Origin of the sequence: Pelotomaculum schinkii (assembly GCF_004369205.1) — a bacterium.
In the GTDB taxonomy this organism is placed as follows: domain Bacteria; phylum Bacillota; class Desulfotomaculia; order Desulfotomaculales; family Pelotomaculaceae; genus Pelotomaculum_C; species Pelotomaculum_C schinkii.
The window spans coordinates 461032-477274 of record NZ_QFGA01000003.1; the positions used below are offsets into that span (position 1 = coordinate 461032).

Consider the following 16243-nt stretch of genomic DNA (forward strand, 5'->3'; position numbering starts at 1 on the left):
AGCGCCGGGAACGTAATGTTAAATCTGTGTTAATATTTTACCGCCAGGTAATAAATAAAATTTTTTAATAAAACAATAATTTTGTCAAAAACTGATAATGATATTTGCATGGCAAGAAAAATTAAAAGGAGCTGTCTTATTTGAAACAGGATATTTGTATTGCCGGGCTTTTAATAAACGAAAAATCTCAGCAGGCGCCGCAAGTCCAACAGGTTTTATCCAAGTATGGCAAACTGATTTTACACCGGAGCGGTATACCTTATTCCGACTGTGACCGCGGGCTTATTAATGTGACCATGAAAGCCTCCGAAGAAGAACTGCAAAATTTTAAGGCCGAGCTAAACAGAATAGGTGGAGTGAAAGTTGAATCGCTGTGCCTCATCGATGACGCCGATGAACTAAATACCTGCGAAACCAGGTAGTACTCCAACCGCTTTTAGTTGGATTCTTCACCACCTAGGGACTTCAGATTCAACCGCAGGCCGATAAATCCGAGTACGGCTGCAACTAGAGCTGTCACAAACATCCCCATCCCAAGGGCGGTGCCCAAGCCTGCGGTCAGCCAGACACTGGCTGCCGTGGTTAGACCCTGGACCTTGTTTTCTTCTTTAAAAATGAGACCGCCGCCGATAAAACCAACCCCCACCACAATTTGGGCGGCAATTCTGGCGGGATCCATGTTAGTCCGGTAGTAAGGCGCTCCGCTGAATTCAAAAAAACCATAAACCCCAATGATGGTAAAGAGGGCGGCCCCCAGCCCTACCAGGGCGTGTGTTCGCAATCCGGCAGGCTTGTGCCGGATTTTTCTTTCTGCGCCGATTACGGCGCCCACCAGGAAGGCCAGGACCAGTCTCAACGCAATTTGTTTTTCATCGATAGGCATACCCATCTCTCCCGTTTTGACGATTTTTATGATTCTTCTACATGTATTTATTTTTAATTAAAAGGATGCCCCGGCGGGGCATCCTAATTTTGGCTATCGTTCCCTAAAAAGCTCGCTCGGCACGTTCGATGGCAAGCCGGACCAGGTTGCCACAGTTTCTGGAAGAAACTTCACCAAAGCCCTGCCTGCGCGCCACGTCGCCAACACCGAGTTCGTCGGCTAACTCGAACTTCAGCCTTTCAGACATAACTCCTCCACGCCTTCTGCTCATTTAGCCCAACCCCCTTATTCAGTTAGAACGACAGCCGTTATTATTATTTCTATTTCAATAAGGTTTAGACCTGGGAAATTTACTTATTGTATTAATAAATACATATTGTCAATACCTGAATTTGCTTAAAATAGGCTAATTTCCAGAAATATTATGGTGTATCGATAAAAAACTCCTTATAATAGAGATTATAGTAAGCAACTCTGATCCCTAACTAAGGAGAATAGACATGAATCAGGATACCGTATAGTCCATATTTAATCAAGTCGCATACAGCTTCCCTCCGACGATTTGGTGATAATATGTTGCAAGACTTAAAACTTTATGGTTACAAGAGCCTTTGGTTTTTATGCAACACTAGTGTAGTATGAGCATAAAAAGTGGAGCCTTCTAAAGATGTCAAATTTTGTGACCGGTAATGAAATAATTTTGCTTTCGACAAGCAATGACTTTTTCTCCAAAGGGGATCTGATTGTGTTTGTCAAATGCATGATTAGTTGGAAGAACAACCTGGACCTGACATAGTTATAGGCAGCAATCTAGCCAGTCTTATCTAGTTCTTCTATTGAATTAATATTAGGATATAAACCGTAAACGGATCATTGTTAACAATACTGTAAGCTTAACATTGTAAAAAGGCGCATGTCCTGTCGGGGGCAAGATTAGGGCTCAGTGATAAAACACTCCCTTTGACTGGATAAAAAAATGAAGGAGATTGGGCAGCATGCAAAACGATGAATCGAAGACCAAAGAGGAAATTTTCCAAGAATTAAAAGAATATCGCTCTATCTTTGAAATCTGCGGCTCCGGCATTGCCATAGCAGAAGAAGATGCCACTATAATTCGTGTTAATACGGAGTTTGTGACGCTCTTTGGCTATTCCAAAGAGGAAATAGAAGGCAAAAAAAAGTTGGCTGAACTTTGCGCAGCGGAAGATAGAGACAAGGTCAATAATTATCACCGGCTGAGAAGAATTGATCCTGCCAGCGTACCTCGTGATTATGAGGTGCGCTTTGTCCACAAAGACGGCAGTTTTGTCGATACCTATGTTGCCACTGATCTGATTCCGGGTACCAAAAAATCCGTTCTGGCCGCTGTTGATGTCAGCGAGCACAAGAAGGCTGCGGAGGTATTACGCAGGTCGCATGAAGAACTGGAGTTAAGAGTCAAGGAGCGGACAGCCGAACTGGAAAAACTCAACCGGGTACTGCTGGCGGAAATTGAAGAGCGCAAACGGGCCGAGGCGTCAGTAGTAAACGAACGGAAGCGGTTCAATGATGTCCTGGAGCTGTTGCCTGCTTACCTTGTACTGTTAACTCCGGATTATCATGTGCCTTTTGCCAACCGCTTCTTCCGGGAGCGCTTCGGCGAGTCTCACGGCCGGCGCTGTTTTGAGTATCTGTTTGGACGCAGCGAACCCTGCGAGATCTGCGAAACCTATGAAGTCCTGAAGACCATGACGCCGCATGAGTGGGAGTGGACCGGCCCGGATGGCCGCAATTACCATATTTTCGACTATCCTTTCACTGATGCTGACGGTTCCACTCTCATCATGGAGATGGGCATTGACATCACCGGGCACAAGAAGGCGGAAGAGGCGCTGCAAAGGGCATATGATGTCCTTGAAGCCAGAGTCGCGGAGCGGACTACCGAATTAAATATAGAACTCACGCAACGCAAGCAGGCTGAGGAAGCATTCCGGGAGGCGAACGCTTACCTGGAAAACCTGCTCAACTATGCCAACGCCCCGATTATCGTGTGGGATCCGGATTATAAAATAATTCGTTTCAACCAGGCCTTCGAACGCTTGACCGGGTACAGCGCTGATGAGGTTTTGGGCAAATCTTTGGAGATCCTCTTCCCCGCCGCACAAAAAGATGAATCGATGGCCCTGATCCGCCGCACAACGTCCGGCGAGCGCTGGGAGGTCGTGGAGATCGCCATCGCCCGTGTTGACGGAACGGTGCGGACGGTGCTCTGGAATTCGGCCACCCTGTTTGCGGAGGACGGCACGACAGTAGTCGCCACCATCGCCCAGGGGCAGGATATCACCAGGCGCAAACAGGCGGAGGAAGCCTTGCGAAAGTCGCATGAAGAACTGGATGCAAGAGTAAAAGAGCGGACAGCAGAGCTGGAGAAACTCAACCAGGCGCTGCGGGTGGAAATTGAAGAGCGCAAGCGGGCCGAGGAGATTATCTCCCGCCAGGCCCAGGAAATCCTCGAGGTTTCTACTCCAGTCATACAGATATGGGAAGGCATTGTGTCCGTACCCCTGATCGGCACCCTGGACAGTATGCGGGCGCAGCAACTGATGGAGCAGTTGCTGCAGAAGATCGTGCAAACGAGTTCATCTGTCGCCCTGCTTGATGTTACCGGCGTTCCCGCCATCGATTCGAAAACTGCCCGGCACCTGCTCGAAACCATCAGCGCGGTGCGCCTGCTGGGGGCGGAGGTGGTATTGACCGGAATCCGCCCGGCGATTGCCCGGACACTCGCCCAATTAGGCGTCGATCTGTCCAACGTGAACACCCGCTCCTCCTTTGCCGCAGGTCTGCTCTTTGCCATGACTCTATTGAAGCTGAAGGTGGTCAATCAGGCTTCCAGCTGATTACTGCATTGTCAATAGTGAATAGGCAGTAATTAAGCGCGGGGATATGAAAGGTGATATGAAGTAATATGATTATCCCGAATTATGAGATTATAGAAAAGATCGTCGAAAGCAAAGAGGCTGTTATTTACAAAGCATATCAGAAAAAAAATGCGGAACGGCTGCTGGCGCTCAAGGTTTTGAAAACGGTCTTTTTATCCGAATATAAAATATCGCAATTCAGCCGCAGAATCGAACACCTCAGGATCTTAAACGATCCCCTTGTTATCACGCCCACAGCAATTAACGTAAATGACGGAATCTGCTTTATAACACGGGACTTTTTCGATGGGGTCCCTCTCGATAACCTGACTGCAGCGCATTCCAGGGTTTCTTTAAACAGTTTTTTCACCATAGCCTGCCAGCTGGCTGAAGCTCTGAATAAAATTCACGAAGCAGGTATTGTCCACGGAGGAGTGAAGCCGCACAATATACTTGTCAACCTCAGCACCCTCGATATCAGGTTGATAGACTTCATAGGCACAGTTGATGTAAGAGATGTAAGCCATTTTATTTACGACCGTTCCTTTGTAAAGGACATCCTGTCTTATACCTCACCCGAACAAACCGGCCGCATCAACCATAGAGTGGTTTTTTCTTCGGATCTCTATTCTCTCGGGATCGTATTCTACGAGATGCTGACCGGTAGTCTGCCTTTCTCTTCTGATGATCCCCTTGAATTAATCCATTCACATCTTGCCGAAGAAGCTCCTTTCGTCCATGAATTAAATCCGGATGTCCCAATCGCCTTAAGTAACATAATCGCCAAATTGATGCTTAAAGCGCCCGAGAAACGCTACCAGAGCGCAAACGGGCTCCTTGCCGACCTGGTAAGATGCAGGGATGAATATGCCGCCACCGGTATGATACGCGAGTTCCCTCTGGAAAGCTGCGCTTATACCCACAGAGTTACCTTTATCTCCAAGTTGGTCGGCCGCGAGCATGAAGCTGAGATTATTCTTGAAGAATACGAACAGGTTACCAGGGGCGCATTTCGCTCACTATTCATTTCCGGGCTGTCCGGGATCGGGAAGACACGCCTGATCCAGGAACTGCAAAAGCCGATTGTAAAACACAGAGGTTATTTCACATCGGGAAAATTTGACGTGTACCAAAGGAACATCCCTTACAGCTCTCTAATCCAGGCGCTCAGAAATTTGATGCGGACTTTTCTGACGGAAAGCGACGAAAGGGTTGCGCTCTGGAAAAAAAGCATATTGAAAGCCGTGGGACAAAATGGAAAGATCCTGACAGATGTCATCCCGGAACTGGAGATCCTGATTGGCCTGCAACCCGAGGTCCAACAGCTTCCCCCGGTTGAATCGCTAAACAGGTTCAATGATCTCTTCGACCGGTTTCTGAAGTGTCTGGCGAGCGAGCAGAATCCCCTGACTCTGTTCATAGATGACCTGCAGTGGTGTGACGCGGCATCCTTTGAATTCCTGACAAATATATTCGCTAATTATAAGGACCACCCCTATCTTTTCTTTTTGGGTGCGTACCGCCATAACGAGGTGGAATCAAGCCATCCCTTAACCAAGCTCATCGGGAGCGCCAAAGAGAGCAGCCAGCCATTGCAGGAAATCCGGCTGGGGCCCTTGCAGCCGCAACATTGCCATGAAATGGTCTCATACATTCTTGACGCACCGCTTGTGCAAACAGAGACGTTATCTGATTTTATAAGCATGCTAAGCGAAGGGAACCCGCTGTTCGTCAGTGAGAGCCTGTCATATCTTCACAATGAAAACCTTCTTTACCTTGACGGTGAGGGGCAATGGCGATGGGATATGGAAAAGATCCGTCAGTCCCGCATGCCGAATACCGTAGTCGCTCTTTTTGGCTCAAAGATTCAGAAGCTTCCACCTGACCTGGTAAACCTCCTCGAATTTTGCTCCTGTATGGGAAATACTTTTTCACCTGCCGATATGGCAGCGCTCAAGGAAACAACTCTGGTAGAGATCTTTGAGTTGTTGAAACCTGCTCTTGGACAAGGACTGCTGATGGAAAACAAGGACAAGTTGCAGTTTGTCCATGACAAGGTCCAGGAAGCGACGTTGTCCGCTATTTCGACGGAAAGACGCCGCCGGATTCACTGGCAAATCGGAAATCACCTCCTCGGTACTATGCCGGAGGGCGTTCAAGACATCGAAAAACAAGAGAACTTGTTTGCAATTGTTTCCCACCTCAACATAGGCAGGGAAAGTAATCCGGATGCAAAGACGGCTTATCTTTTATCAGACCTCAACTACCATGCCGGCAACAAGGCACTGGCTTCCCTTGCCGTGGAAGCGGCAAATGAGTATTTCAAACTCAGCAGACAACTATTGCCGGTTGACTGCTGGGGGGATGATCACTACGACCGTACCTTCAGGATATTCCAGAAAGCGGCAAAGACAGAGCTTATGTGCGGTAATTATGATAATTTTGAATTTCTACTCAACCAATTGCTTGATCATGCCAAAACCGATTTGGATAAGGCCGAATGTCTGGCGGAACAAACGACTTCGCTGTCATCCGTCGGTAATTTTATCAAGGCTATTGAAACAGCCAACCGGGGCCTTGCCTATTTTGACAAGGCCATCCCGTTAAGTCCGGATGAAGCGGACAGGCGACGGTATGAGATAATGTCTGAGATTTCCGCAAAGGATATCGATGTCTGGGAAGCCATTCTGAACATGCCTTTCGCCACGGACAGAAAAAGCAAAATTGAGCTTGCGTTTTACAGCGAGCTTATTCCTGACCTGTATATGTCCGGTCTGGTGCCGCAGCTTTATCTCTCGGCTGCGCAATCAACGCAGCATTGCCTGTCTGGCGGCATGGATGAATCCGTGATTTATTCTTTCAGTATCATGGGACTTCAGTTTGGAGAAGAGGAAGACTTTGCACAGGCATTCAAATACGAAGACCTGGCGCGGGACCTGTCTGCAAAATACCCGAACACATTCGGCGCTACCCGCGGGATGAACGGGATCGTCTGGTGCAACATGCATTCAAGGAGTCACCCCAAAGAGATCGTTGATTATTGCCTGAAGTCGATCCAGTGCGGGAAAAACTGCGGTGACCTGTATAACGCCGGACTTTCCTACGGCCCCCTGATGTGGAACCTGCAGGTCCAGGGGGCGGATCTGTCTGCTATCGAAGCCTACGCCAAGGAATGCCTGCAGTTCTCTAACAGATATCATCTGTCTTTTTCCATAGGCCTGGCCGAAGCGGTGCTGGCCGGCTGGAGTGAACCCATGCGGAAAGGCTATTCCCTTATACCCATGGAAGAAAAACTGAGGCAATGGGAGCGGGACAACCATATCGCTGCAGCAGGCAGTTATTACGTCCACATGGCCCTATCGCAGTATTACCTGGGAGAGCATGAAGAGGCCGAGGTATACCTTGCCGGAGTCAGGAAGTATCTGTCGGGTCTTACCGATAACGTGCTGAAGAGACAGTGGCATGTCTTCCGGGTGTTGAACTCGCTTAAGCTGTATGAAAAGGGTATAGGTTTTGCAACTGAACATGAATTAATGGCAGAAATTCAGCCGCTTATCAAGAAGACCGAAACATGGGCCGGTTTAGGGCCTTTGTTGAAGCCATACCTTGCCTTTCTTTATGCCGAACTGGAAAGAGTCACCAGTGGGTTTGAAAAGGCCAGGAGCCTTTACCTCGATGCGATAGACATTGCACATGAACAAAAGTATACGTTTCTGGAAGGCCATCTCAATGAATGCCTCGGTGAACTTCTCCTGCAGGCGGGTCATTGTTCCAAAAGGGTATTTTTTGTCGAGGCGGCACGTTTGTATAAGAAATGCCGTGCAGAGCAAAAAGAAATCAGTCTTATCGAAAAATATCCTGAGTATTTTGAGGAAGAAAAGACCTGCTACGCACATTTAGAAGTGGAATCTTCCTCCTCCCATACCCTTCCTAACCTTGACGTCAATTATCTGATGAAATCATCCATCGCTATTTCTGCCGAGATTGAGCAGGACGCCCTGCTGAAAAAGATTATGAACGTGGTCATCGAAAGTTCGGGGGCGCAGCATGGTTATCTGCTGATTGAGGAAGATGGCGCCTTGTTTATCCGTGCGGAAAGCCATGTCGCCGACAAAGAGGTTGTAAAGACATTTCATATAGAACTTGAAGAAGCCGGCGGCATCTGCAAAGCGATTGTCCGTTATGTGTATCGAACCGGAGAGAGGATGATCCTTGACAGCGCTTTTCAGGAAGGCATGTTCAAAGACAACCCGGAGGTCCAGCAGCTGCAGCTGCGCTCAGTCCTCTGTCTTCCGGTAATCAAGCAATCAAAGATGATCGGGATCCTCTATCTGGAAAACCGTCTTTCCAATGCGGTATTTACCTCCGGCAAGACGCAAATGACGGAACTGTTGACGTCACAGGCGGCCATTTCACTTGAGAATTCCCGGTTGGTGGGGGATATGAAAAAGGCGGAGGAAGAGGTCAAAAAATCGCTAAGAGAAAAAGAGGCGCTTTTAAAGGAAGTACACCACCGTGTTAAAAACAACCTTCAGATCATTTATAGCATGCTAAATCTTCAACTGGCTAAGATCAAAGACGAGCAGGCCATCGCATCGTTCAAAGAGAGCCAGAACCGGGTTTACTCAATGGCCCTTATCCATGAAAAACTATACCAGTCCGATTCGTTGGCAAAAATCGACCTTTCCGAATACATCCGAAGCCTCACAACCAACTTGTTCCTCTCTTACGGAGTGACCAAGAGGGCCATAAAACCGAAGATACTTGTTGAAAACGTTACGCTCGGCGTTGATACGGTCGTTCCCTGCGCTTTGATCATTAATGAGCTCGTCTCCAATTCGTTGAAACATGCCTTTCCCAAACTTTCTGGACCGGCTGGAGAGACAGGTGAAATATGTGTTGACCTGCGCCATGGCGCCGGCAATAAGTTCATATTAAGCGTCAGTGACAATGGTGTCGGTTTGCCGGAAGATTTCGAGATACTGAACTGTGAATCACTGGGACTAAAATTAGTAAGCGCGCTGGTAAAACAGCTGAAGGGCGCCATGCATATCAATAAAAGCAACAGAACCGAATTTGTAATTAAGTTTAAAGCTTTAAAATGAGAAAGGAGCCCGCACAATGGACAATGCCAGGATACTTATTGTTGAGGACGAAGGTATTGAAGCCCTTGACTTACAAAATAGGCTGATTGGTCAGGGATACACCGCACCTGATATTGCAGCTACCGGTGAAGAGGCTGTCAAAAAAACAGAGGAAACAGCTCCTGATCTGGTGCTGATGGACATAATGCTGCATGGAGAAATCGACGGTGTGACGGCCGCCGAGCAGATCCAGGCCCGTTTTGATATTCCGGTAATATATATCACCGCCTTTGCGGATGAAGATACACTGCAGCGCGCCAAGATAACAGAGCCGTACGGCTATTTAGTCAAGCCTTTCAGGGAGAGAGAGCTGTACGTAACTATCGATATGGCCTTGTATAAGCATAAAATGGAAAAGAAGTTAAGAGAGCGCGAAAAATGGTTTGCCACAACGCTTAGGAGTATTGGAGACGCTGTAATTGCCACTGATAATAACGGTCTGGTAACATTTATGAATCCGATGGCTGAGAAACTAACCGGCTGGAAGCTGGAAGAAAGCCAGAATAAAAAATTGACGGAAATATTTAATATAATAAACATGTACTCGCGTAAACCCGCCGAGAACCCGGTAACAAAGGTACTAGTTGAAGGCCTTACCGTAGATCTGGCAAACCATACCATATTGATAGCCAGAGATGGAACAGAAATAGCGATAGATGACAGCGCCGCACCCATCAAAGATGACAAGGGGAACATTACCGGCGTGGTCCTGGCATTCCGCGATATCACCGAGCGCGAACAGGCTGAGGAAGCCTTGCGAAAATCATATGAAGAACTGGATGCAAGAGTAAAAGAGCGGACAGCAGAGCTGGAGAAACTCAACCAGGCACTGCGGGTGGAAATTGAAGAGCGCAAGCAGGCCGAGGAGATCATCTCACGACAGACACAGGAGATTATCGAAGTTTCTACGCCGGTCATACAGATATGGGAAGGCATTGTGTCCGTACCCCTGATCGGCACCCTGGACAGTATGCGGGCGCAGCAACTGATGGAGCAGTTGCTGGAGAAGATCGTGGAAACGGGGTCATCTGTCGCTTTGCTTGACGTTACCGGTGTTCCCGCCATCGATTCGAAAACAGCCCGGCACCTCCTCGAAACCATCAGCGCGGTGCGCCTGCTGGGGGCGGAGGTGGTATTGACCGGAATCCGCCCGGCGATTGCCCGGACACTCGCTCAATTAGGCGTCGATCTGTCCAATGTGAACACCCGCTCCTCCTTCTCCGCAGGGCTGCTCCATGCCTTGACCCTATTGAAGCTGCGGGTGGTTAACCAAGCTTGTGCAGACTAATATCTATTGGGGGGTGTAAGATGATGACCAGCGAAAGCATCTCTGTGATAAGGATACACGACGTGTTGTTGGTAACGATGCCGCCCGATCCTGATGATACTTCTGTCACCATTCTCCAGGAAAAGGTTTTAAACGCCATGGAGCGGTATCGAGTCAAAGGCCTGGTATTGGACATTTCCGCTGTGCAGACAATGGACTCTTTTTTTGCCCGGGTGGTAGCTGAAACTGCCCAAATGGTAGTCCTGATGGGTGGAAAGACGGTTATCGCCGGAATGCAGCCGAGCGTTGCTATTACAGCCACGCAGCTGGGTTTGACGCTGGGAGGCGCCTTGACGGCTTTGAATGCCGACCTTGCTTTAGATATGATTAGCGACATATTTCAACGGGGGCGATAAACATGAGCGGTGATGCTCATGGAGAAATAACTATTGATAAGGAGATCGACATTATCGTTGTACGTAAGACAGTCCGTGATGCAGCAGCTAAGTTGAACTTCGGTATCACGGACGTTACGCGTATCGTTACTGCGGCGTCTGAACTTGCACGCAACGTTTTTTTATACGCCGGCTCGGGTGTTATGAAGTGGCGTGCCCTCAATTCAAGCGTAGCGGTGGGAATGGAGTTGACCTTCATAGATCACGGCCCTGGTATCGCCGACCTGGAACAGGTGATGCATGAGGGCTATTCCACCAGCGGCGGCCTTGGACTGGGCCTCCCGGGTTCCCGCAGGCTGATGGATGAACTGGAGATCACATCCCAGGTAGGTAAAGGCACCACCGTTATCATCAAGAAGTGGCGAAGGAGATACTAATGATGCCGCTTCCATCTTGTTGTAGAGTTTCGGTCTCCCACTTGAGCGATGCGAACGAGGCGCGACGGCTGGTAAAGGCCATGGCAAGCAAGCTGGGCTTCGGTATGCGGGAAAGCGAGGAGTTTGCCATTGTCGTGAGCGAGCTGGCATCCAATCTGGTCAAGCACGCAACAAGCGGTCAGCTGACGCTGACTCCGCTTGAGGAAGGCGGTCGCTTCGGGATTAAAATAGAATCGCAAGATAACGGACCCGGGATTGCCGACGTTGAGCGGGCAATTACCGATGGCTTCTCGACTACAGGCAGTCTGGGCTATGGTTTGGGCTCGGTCAACCGGCTGATGGACGAATTCGAAATCCAGCCTGGCCCTGACGGTAAAACCGGTACCCAAATCACATGCCTACGGTGGAGGCGTGAACATGCCCGGAAAACGGAGGAATGCCCCCTCGCTTTCGGGGTCGCAACCCGTGCTTACCGCAATACGGAATTAAATGGAGACACCTTTGTCGTTAGACGATCGAATAAATTTGCCCTGGTTGCCTTGATTGACGGATTAGGACACGGACAGTATGCCAAAATTGCGGCCCAGGCCGCCAGGGAATATATAGAAAACCACTACGATCAGCCGCTGGAGGCGCTTTTTCGCGGGGCGGGACGAGCCTGCCGCGCCACCCGGGGAGTGGTGATGGCCCTCGCCAGGTTTGATTGGAAAGCGGAGACTATTTCATTAACCTTCGCCAGCGTTGGCAATATTGAGGCGAGGGTGTTTGGCAGCCCGGCCCCGATGAATTTCATCGTGCAGCGTGGGGTGGTGGGGCTTAATGCTCCCGATCCGGTTATAACTGGTAACATATGGGACTCAGACTATATTCTGGTATTACATACTGATGGCGTCCGGACGAAGTGGTGTTGGAATGACTTTCCGGAGCTGGCTGATTTGCCCGCTTCCCCTGCCGCCCGGCGCCTGCTGCAGGCTCTGGCTAAAGATAATGATGACGCCACTGTCATCGTGGTTAGAAAAAGCTTCACAAATCGGGTGATACCATATGACTGAGATAAAAGTAGAGACAATTTCTTTAAGGAACCAATTGGAAGAAACGCTGCAGCGAAACCGGCTGCTCCAGGAGGAACTGGATGCAACAAACATCGGCCTGCTTGCTTTGACCATGGAGCTCGAGGAGAAGAACGAGGAAGTCCAGTCTATAACCCAACAACTCTGGCAAGTGGCTAGAATGGTAACGATGGGCGAACTGGCGGCGAGCATCGCTCACGAACTGAATAACCCGCTGGCGACCGTAAGCCTGCGGGTAGAGTCCCTGGCTAACAAGCTCCCCCCTGAGGACCCAAAGCAGAAAGCTTTGCAAATTATCTCTCAGGAAGTCGAACGTATGGGCGCTCTTGTTAAAAAACTGCTCAATTTCAGCCGCCGCGGCCAGCGAAAGGTTACCACGGTTGATGTCTGCCGGGAGATAGAGCATGCCCTCGAGCTTATTTATTATCAGCTGCGCAAAAACAGGATCACCGTCAGGCGGGATTATCAGGCCGAGTTGCCGCTGATTCATGCCGACAGCCAGGAGTTGCTGCAACTTTTCCTGAACCTTTTCACCAATGCCAGCGATGCCATGCCGCAGGGTGGAACGCTGACGATTCGGGTATACGAGGGACATACGGATACTGATTGTGTTGCCATTGAGATTGCCGATACCGGTATGGGAATTCAGCCCGATGACCTGGCAAAAGTGATGGACCCCTTTTTTACTACCAAGCCAGTGGGTAAAGGCACTGGCTTGGGCTTATCTATTTGCCGGCACATTGTACGGGAACACCAAGGTTTAATTACCATTGCCAGCGAGGTCGGTAAAGGCGCCACTGTATTTATAAAGCTGCCCATGATTAAGGAAAGCGGACACACTTCTTCGCAAGGGGTGTCCCCGCTAAAATAGCAAATATGCTTACTGTATTAAGGTTTCTATTTTATAGTCGCTTGGAGGTGAATTGTAATGGGCATGACAAAATTAGGCCGGGTTTTGGTTGTTGATGATGAAGTAGAACTGATGACTGTCCTTTGTGAAACTCTTAATGAAAGAGAATACGAGGCATTTGGATTTACATCCGGCGCGGATGCCTTAAAAGCTTTACAAGAACAGGATTTCGATCTCATCTTAACCGATCTGATGATGCCCGGTATGAATGGAATTGAGCTATATAGGGAAGCGCTTAAAATTGATCCCAATATGGTTGGGATTATGATGACTGGTCAGGGAACAGTCCAAACAGCAGTGGAGGCGATGAAGGTAGGGGCTTTTGATTTTGTACTAAAACCCTTTAAATTAAACACACTGTTGGCCGTGCTGCTTCGTGCCATGGAAATGAGGCGGCTGAGGAATGAAAACCTGCAGTTATGCGATTCGATGGCGATTTATGATCTTGCCATGGCTGTTTCCTCTTCCCTGGACATTAATGTAATTCTTAATAAGATTGCTGACGCTGTACTTGATCAATGTGAAGCGGATGAGATATCGATCATGCTGCCCACAAGCACAGGGGAAGAACTTTATGTGGCTGTTGCCCGGGGTGATCAGATGGAAATAAAATTGGGGCAGCGTATCCCCATCCATAAAGGGATTGCCGGATGGGTGGCATCCAATCACGAGACCCTGATCATGCAGGGAGCTATCCGCGATCCCCGTTTTGCTCCGATCAAACCCCGCCCGGAGATTAAGTCGTCTATTTCAACACCCTTGCTTGTTGGTGGAAAGTGCGTTGGGGTGTTGAACGTTAATTCAAAAAAAAGAAAATCGTATCTCTTTGGCAAGGTCAAGGCATTGAAAATTTTGGCCGGCACTGCTGCCAGCGCCCTGGAAAACGCCAGGCTTTATGGAGAATTGCAAAGGGCTGAGCAGAAGTACCGCTCCATTTTTGAAAACACCACCGAGGGGATCTTTCAGGTTGCCCCTGATGGGCGTTATCTATTCGTTAATCCATCGATGGCGCGTATCCTGGGATATAATCAACCTGAAGAGATGCTCTCGCTTAAGTCAGGTCTGAATTACGAAAGTTTTTTGGGAAGCGAATCAGAAAGGCAAGGCATAGAGCGCCAAATACGCCGCCAGGATGGCGCCGTGATTTGGGTCTCAGAAAATGTCCGGGTTGTGCGTGATGATCAGGGCGATATGCTATACTTTGAAGGCACTATGGAAGACATTACCAAACGCAAAGAGGCCGAAGAAGCGCTGCGGGAGAGCGAGGCGCGATATCGCCGGATCGTAGAAACAGCCGCTGAAGGAATTTGGGTTATAGATAGGAACTGCAGGACGACTTTTATCAACAAAAAGATGGCAGAGATGCTGGGCTGCGCTGTCGAGGAAATGGTTGGAAAGTCTCTGTATGATTTCATCGACAATGAATGGGCTGCAAAAGTCGAGAGTAATATAAAGTTACACCAACAAGGAATTTCAAAGCAATATGAATTCAAGTTCCGCCGAACAGACGGAAAGGAATTATGGGCAATTATATCAATCAATCCCTTTTTTGAACTAAACGGACAATACTCCGGGGCACTGGCAATGGTTACCGATATCACTGAACGCAAGCAGCTTGAAAAAGAAATGGCGCGACTCGACCGGCTGGACCTGATAGGTGAAATGGCGGCCGGGATAGGCCACGAAATCAGGAACCCGATGACTGCTGTCCGTGGTTTTTTGCAGTTGCTGAAAGGGAAAAAGGAGTTTGTCAAACACGGGGAGTACTTCAACCTGATGATCTCAGAGCTTGACAGGGCTAATACTATAATAACCGAGTTTCTATCTTTAGCAAAAAACAAGGCTGTACAATTGAAACCGTCAATTCTAAACACCATCCTTGAATCCATGCTTCCCTTAATCGAGGCGGACGCCTTAGTGACTGACAAATATATCAATTTGGAAACACAGGAACTGCCGGAACTATTGCTGGATGAGAAAGAGATTCGCCAGCTTATTTTGAACCTTGCCCGGAATGGGCTGGAGTCCATGTCCCCCGGTGGGAAGATGAATTTAAGGACATTTGTGGAAGGCGAAGAGGTAGTTTTATCCGTGCAAGATCAGGGGAAAGGTATTGAACCCGGCATCATCGAAAAGATTGGCACTCCTTTTTATACGACCAAAGAAAATGGCACAGGATTAGGGCTGGCGGTATGTTATAAGGTTGCTGACAGGCACAACGCCAAGATAGATTTTGAAACAGGTCAAGCAGGCACTACATTTTTTGTCCGTTTTAAAACAAGCAAAAAACGGACTATTAACCACTAAGCCCGAAGATCATCTAGTGTTGAAACTGGAGGATTAGCCGGATTATTTTTTGCTCGTGAAACCCCGCCCCATGACTTCACTGGCGTCGGATATATAAACAAAGGCGTTGGGGTCGGATTCCGCCACAATTTTTTTCAACTTGGCCAACTCGAACCTGTTGACCACACAGTTGACAATGGTCTTTTCCTCCCGGGTAAAGGCCCCTTTACCGGAAAAATAGGTGACTCCGCGGTGCATCTCGTTAATTATTCTGCTGCCGATTTGCATGGAATGGTTGGACACAATTATTACCGACTTGCTGGTGTTGAGTCCGGAGATAACGGCATCAGTCACCTTTGACGCTACAAACATGGAAATAATGGTGTAAAGCCCGATGTTGAGAGGGAAAAAAACTAATGACACTGCAATTACCAGCAAGTTGGCCAAAAAACCAACTTCGCCGATCCCCATGTTTTTTCTTTTACGCAGAATGACAGCAATGATGTCGGTTCCTCCGGTGCTGCCGTGGCCCCGGAGCACCAATCCCAACCCGGCGCCGCTCAGCGACCCGCCAAAAATCGCAGCTAAAATCAGGTCAATCTGCGGGGGCCGCGCCAGAGCCTGGGTTGCCGGCTGGAAGAAGGCCAGTGCCAGAGTGCCGGTAAGGCTGTATAGCAGGAATTGCCGGTTAATTTCTTTAAAGCCCCACCAAAAAATGGGAATGTTTAATATGATGATGGTGAGGTAAACCGGTATTTTCAACAGGTAAAAGAACACCAGCGCCAGCCCCGTCACGCCCCCCGCCAGGAAGCTGTTGGGGATTAAAAAGAAGTTGAGGCTCAGCGCTGTCAGCAGGGTTCCGGTAATGATTAACAGCAGATCAAGCAGATCTTCCCTGGCTTTGCGCGATTGCAAATATGCTTTGAGTTTACGGCGCATATTGTTGCTCCA

Annotated in this window: 13 protein-coding genes; 10 read left to right on the top strand and 3 right to left on the bottom strand. The window is 48.7% G+C overall.

Translation table 11 applies throughout. The features are described 5' to 3' along the window. Positions 1 to 140 precede the first annotated feature (140 nt). A complete protein-coding gene (locus Psch_RS18500; RefSeq protein ID WP_190259263.1) occupies positions 141 to 422 on the top strand; it encodes a hypothetical protein in 282 nt (93 codons plus the stop codon). A 14-nt stretch (positions 423 to 436) separates the two neighbouring features. On the opposite strand, the gene Psch_RS18505 is transcribed toward Psch_RS18500, so the two are convergent. After that, positions 437 to 883, bottom strand: coding sequence for an MgtC/SapB family protein (locus tag Psch_RS18505; protein WP_190259264.1), 447 nt, complete (start codon positions 881 to 883; stop codon positions 437 to 439). Positions 884 to 986: 103 nt separating this feature from the next. Next, positions 987 to 1154 (bottom strand): alpha/beta-type small acid-soluble spore protein, encoded by a 168-nt coding sequence (locus Psch_RS18510; protein ID WP_134218140.1) that lies wholly within the window; start codon positions 1152 to 1154, stop codon positions 987 to 989. A 396-nt stretch (positions 1155 to 1550) separates the two neighbouring features. On the opposite strand from Psch_RS18510, the gene Psch_RS21490 reads away from it, so the two are divergent. The 9 genes from Psch_RS21490 (at position 1551) to Psch_RS18550 (ending at position 15313) form a co-directional block, all read left to right on the top strand. Further along, positions 1551 to 1679 (top strand): hypothetical protein, encoded by a 129-nt coding sequence (locus tag Psch_RS21490; protein ID WP_282432484.1) that lies wholly within the window; start codon positions 1551 to 1553, stop codon positions 1677 to 1679. 199 nt (positions 1680 to 1878) lie between these two features. Next, positions 1879 to 3762, top strand: coding sequence for a PAS domain S-box protein (locus tag Psch_RS18515; RefSeq protein WP_190259265.1), 1884 nt, complete (start codon positions 1879 to 1881; stop codon positions 3760 to 3762). 68 nt (positions 3763 to 3830) lie between these two features. Further along, the gene (locus Psch_RS18520; RefSeq protein ID WP_190259266.1) at positions 3831 to 8888 is read left to right on the top strand and encodes an AAA family ATPase; all 5058 of its coding nucleotides are present in this window, start codon (positions 3831 to 3833) and stop codon (positions 8886 to 8888) included. A gap of 16 nt (positions 8889 to 8904) precedes the next feature. Next, entirely contained in the window at positions 8905 to 10215 is a 1311-nt protein-coding gene (locus tag Psch_RS18525) for a response regulator (protein ID WP_190259267.1), read from the top strand. A 20-nt stretch (positions 10216 to 10235) separates the two neighbouring features. Then, positions 10236 to 10610 carry an STAS domain-containing protein gene (locus tag Psch_RS18530; protein WP_205079514.1) on the top strand — a complete coding sequence of 125 codons (375 nt, stop codon included), beginning with the start codon at positions 10236 to 10238 and terminating at the stop codon, positions 10608 to 10610. Between the two features lie 2 nt (positions 10611 to 10612). Next, on the top strand, positions 10613 to 11026 hold the full coding sequence (locus Psch_RS18535) for an anti-sigma regulatory factor (RefSeq protein ID WP_134218143.1): 414 nt from the start codon (positions 10613 to 10615) through the stop codon (positions 11024 to 11026). After that, positions 11026 to 12078 (top strand): ATP-binding SpoIIE family protein phosphatase, encoded by a 1053-nt coding sequence (locus tag Psch_RS18540; RefSeq protein ID WP_190259268.1) that lies wholly within the window; start codon positions 11026 to 11028, stop codon positions 12076 to 12078. The genes Psch_RS18535 and Psch_RS18540 overlap by 1 nt, the downstream gene beginning before the upstream one ends. Next, on the top strand, positions 12071 to 12967 hold the full coding sequence (locus Psch_RS18545) for a sensor histidine kinase (protein WP_190259269.1): 897 nt from the start codon (positions 12071 to 12073) through the stop codon (positions 12965 to 12967). Before Psch_RS18540 ends, Psch_RS18545 begins: the two co-directional genes overlap by 8 nt. Before the next feature lie 57 nt (positions 12968 to 13024). Beyond that, positions 13025 to 15313, top strand: a complete 2289-nt coding sequence (locus tag Psch_RS18550; RefSeq protein ID WP_190259270.1) for a PAS domain S-box protein — start codon at positions 13025 to 13027, stop codon at positions 15311 to 15313. Between the two features lie 42 nt (positions 15314 to 15355). On the opposite strand, the gene Psch_RS18555 is transcribed toward Psch_RS18550, so the two are convergent. Next, positions 15356 to 16231, bottom strand: a complete 876-nt coding sequence (locus tag Psch_RS18555; RefSeq protein WP_190259271.1) for a YitT family protein — start codon at positions 16229 to 16231, stop codon at positions 15356 to 15358. Positions 16232 to 16243 lie beyond the last annotated feature (12 nt).

What these genes read in the sequence shown, in the direction of transcription:
- Psch_RS18545 (WP_190259269.1), top strand. Translation starts at nt 12,071, where the DNA reads ATGACTGAGATAAAAGTAGAGACAATTTCTTTAAGGAACCAATTGGAA.
- Psch_RS18530 (WP_205079514.1), top strand. Translation starts at nt 10,236, where the DNA reads ATGATGACCAGCGAAAGCATCTCTGTGATAAGGATACACGACGTGTTG.
- Psch_RS18525 (WP_190259267.1), top strand. Translation starts at nt 8,905, where the DNA reads ATGGACAATGCCAGGATACTTATTGTTGAGGACGAAGGTATTGAAGCC.
- Psch_RS18510 (WP_134218140.1), bottom strand. Translation starts at nt 1,154, where the DNA reads ATGAGCAGAAGGCGTGGAGGAGTTATGTCTGAAAGGCTGAAGTTCGAG.
- Psch_RS18555 (WP_190259271.1), bottom strand. Translation starts at nt 16,231, where the DNA reads ATGCGCCGTAAACTCAAAGCATATTTGCAATCGCGCAAAGCCAGGGAA.
- Psch_RS18520 (WP_190259266.1), top strand. Translation starts at nt 3,831, where the DNA reads ATGATTATCCCGAATTATGAGATTATAGAAAAGATCGTCGAAAGCAAA.
- Psch_RS18540 (WP_190259268.1), top strand. Translation starts at nt 11,026, where the DNA reads ATGATGCCGCTTCCATCTTGTTGTAGAGTTTCGGTCTCCCACTTGAGC.
- Psch_RS18515 (WP_190259265.1), top strand. Translation starts at nt 1,879, where the DNA reads ATGCAAAACGATGAATCGAAGACCAAAGAGGAAATTTTCCAAGAATTA.
- Psch_RS21490 (WP_282432484.1), top strand. Translation starts at nt 1,551, where the DNA reads ATGTCAAATTTTGTGACCGGTAATGAAATAATTTTGCTTTCGACAAGC.
- Psch_RS18535 (WP_134218143.1), top strand. Translation starts at nt 10,613, where the DNA reads ATGAGCGGTGATGCTCATGGAGAAATAACTATTGATAAGGAGATCGAC.
- Psch_RS18550 (WP_190259270.1), top strand. Translation starts at nt 13,025, where the DNA reads ATGGGCATGACAAAATTAGGCCGGGTTTTGGTTGTTGATGATGAAGTA.
- Psch_RS18505 (WP_190259264.1), bottom strand. Translation starts at nt 883, where the DNA reads ATGCCTATCGATGAAAAACAAATTGCGTTGAGACTGGTCCTGGCCTTC.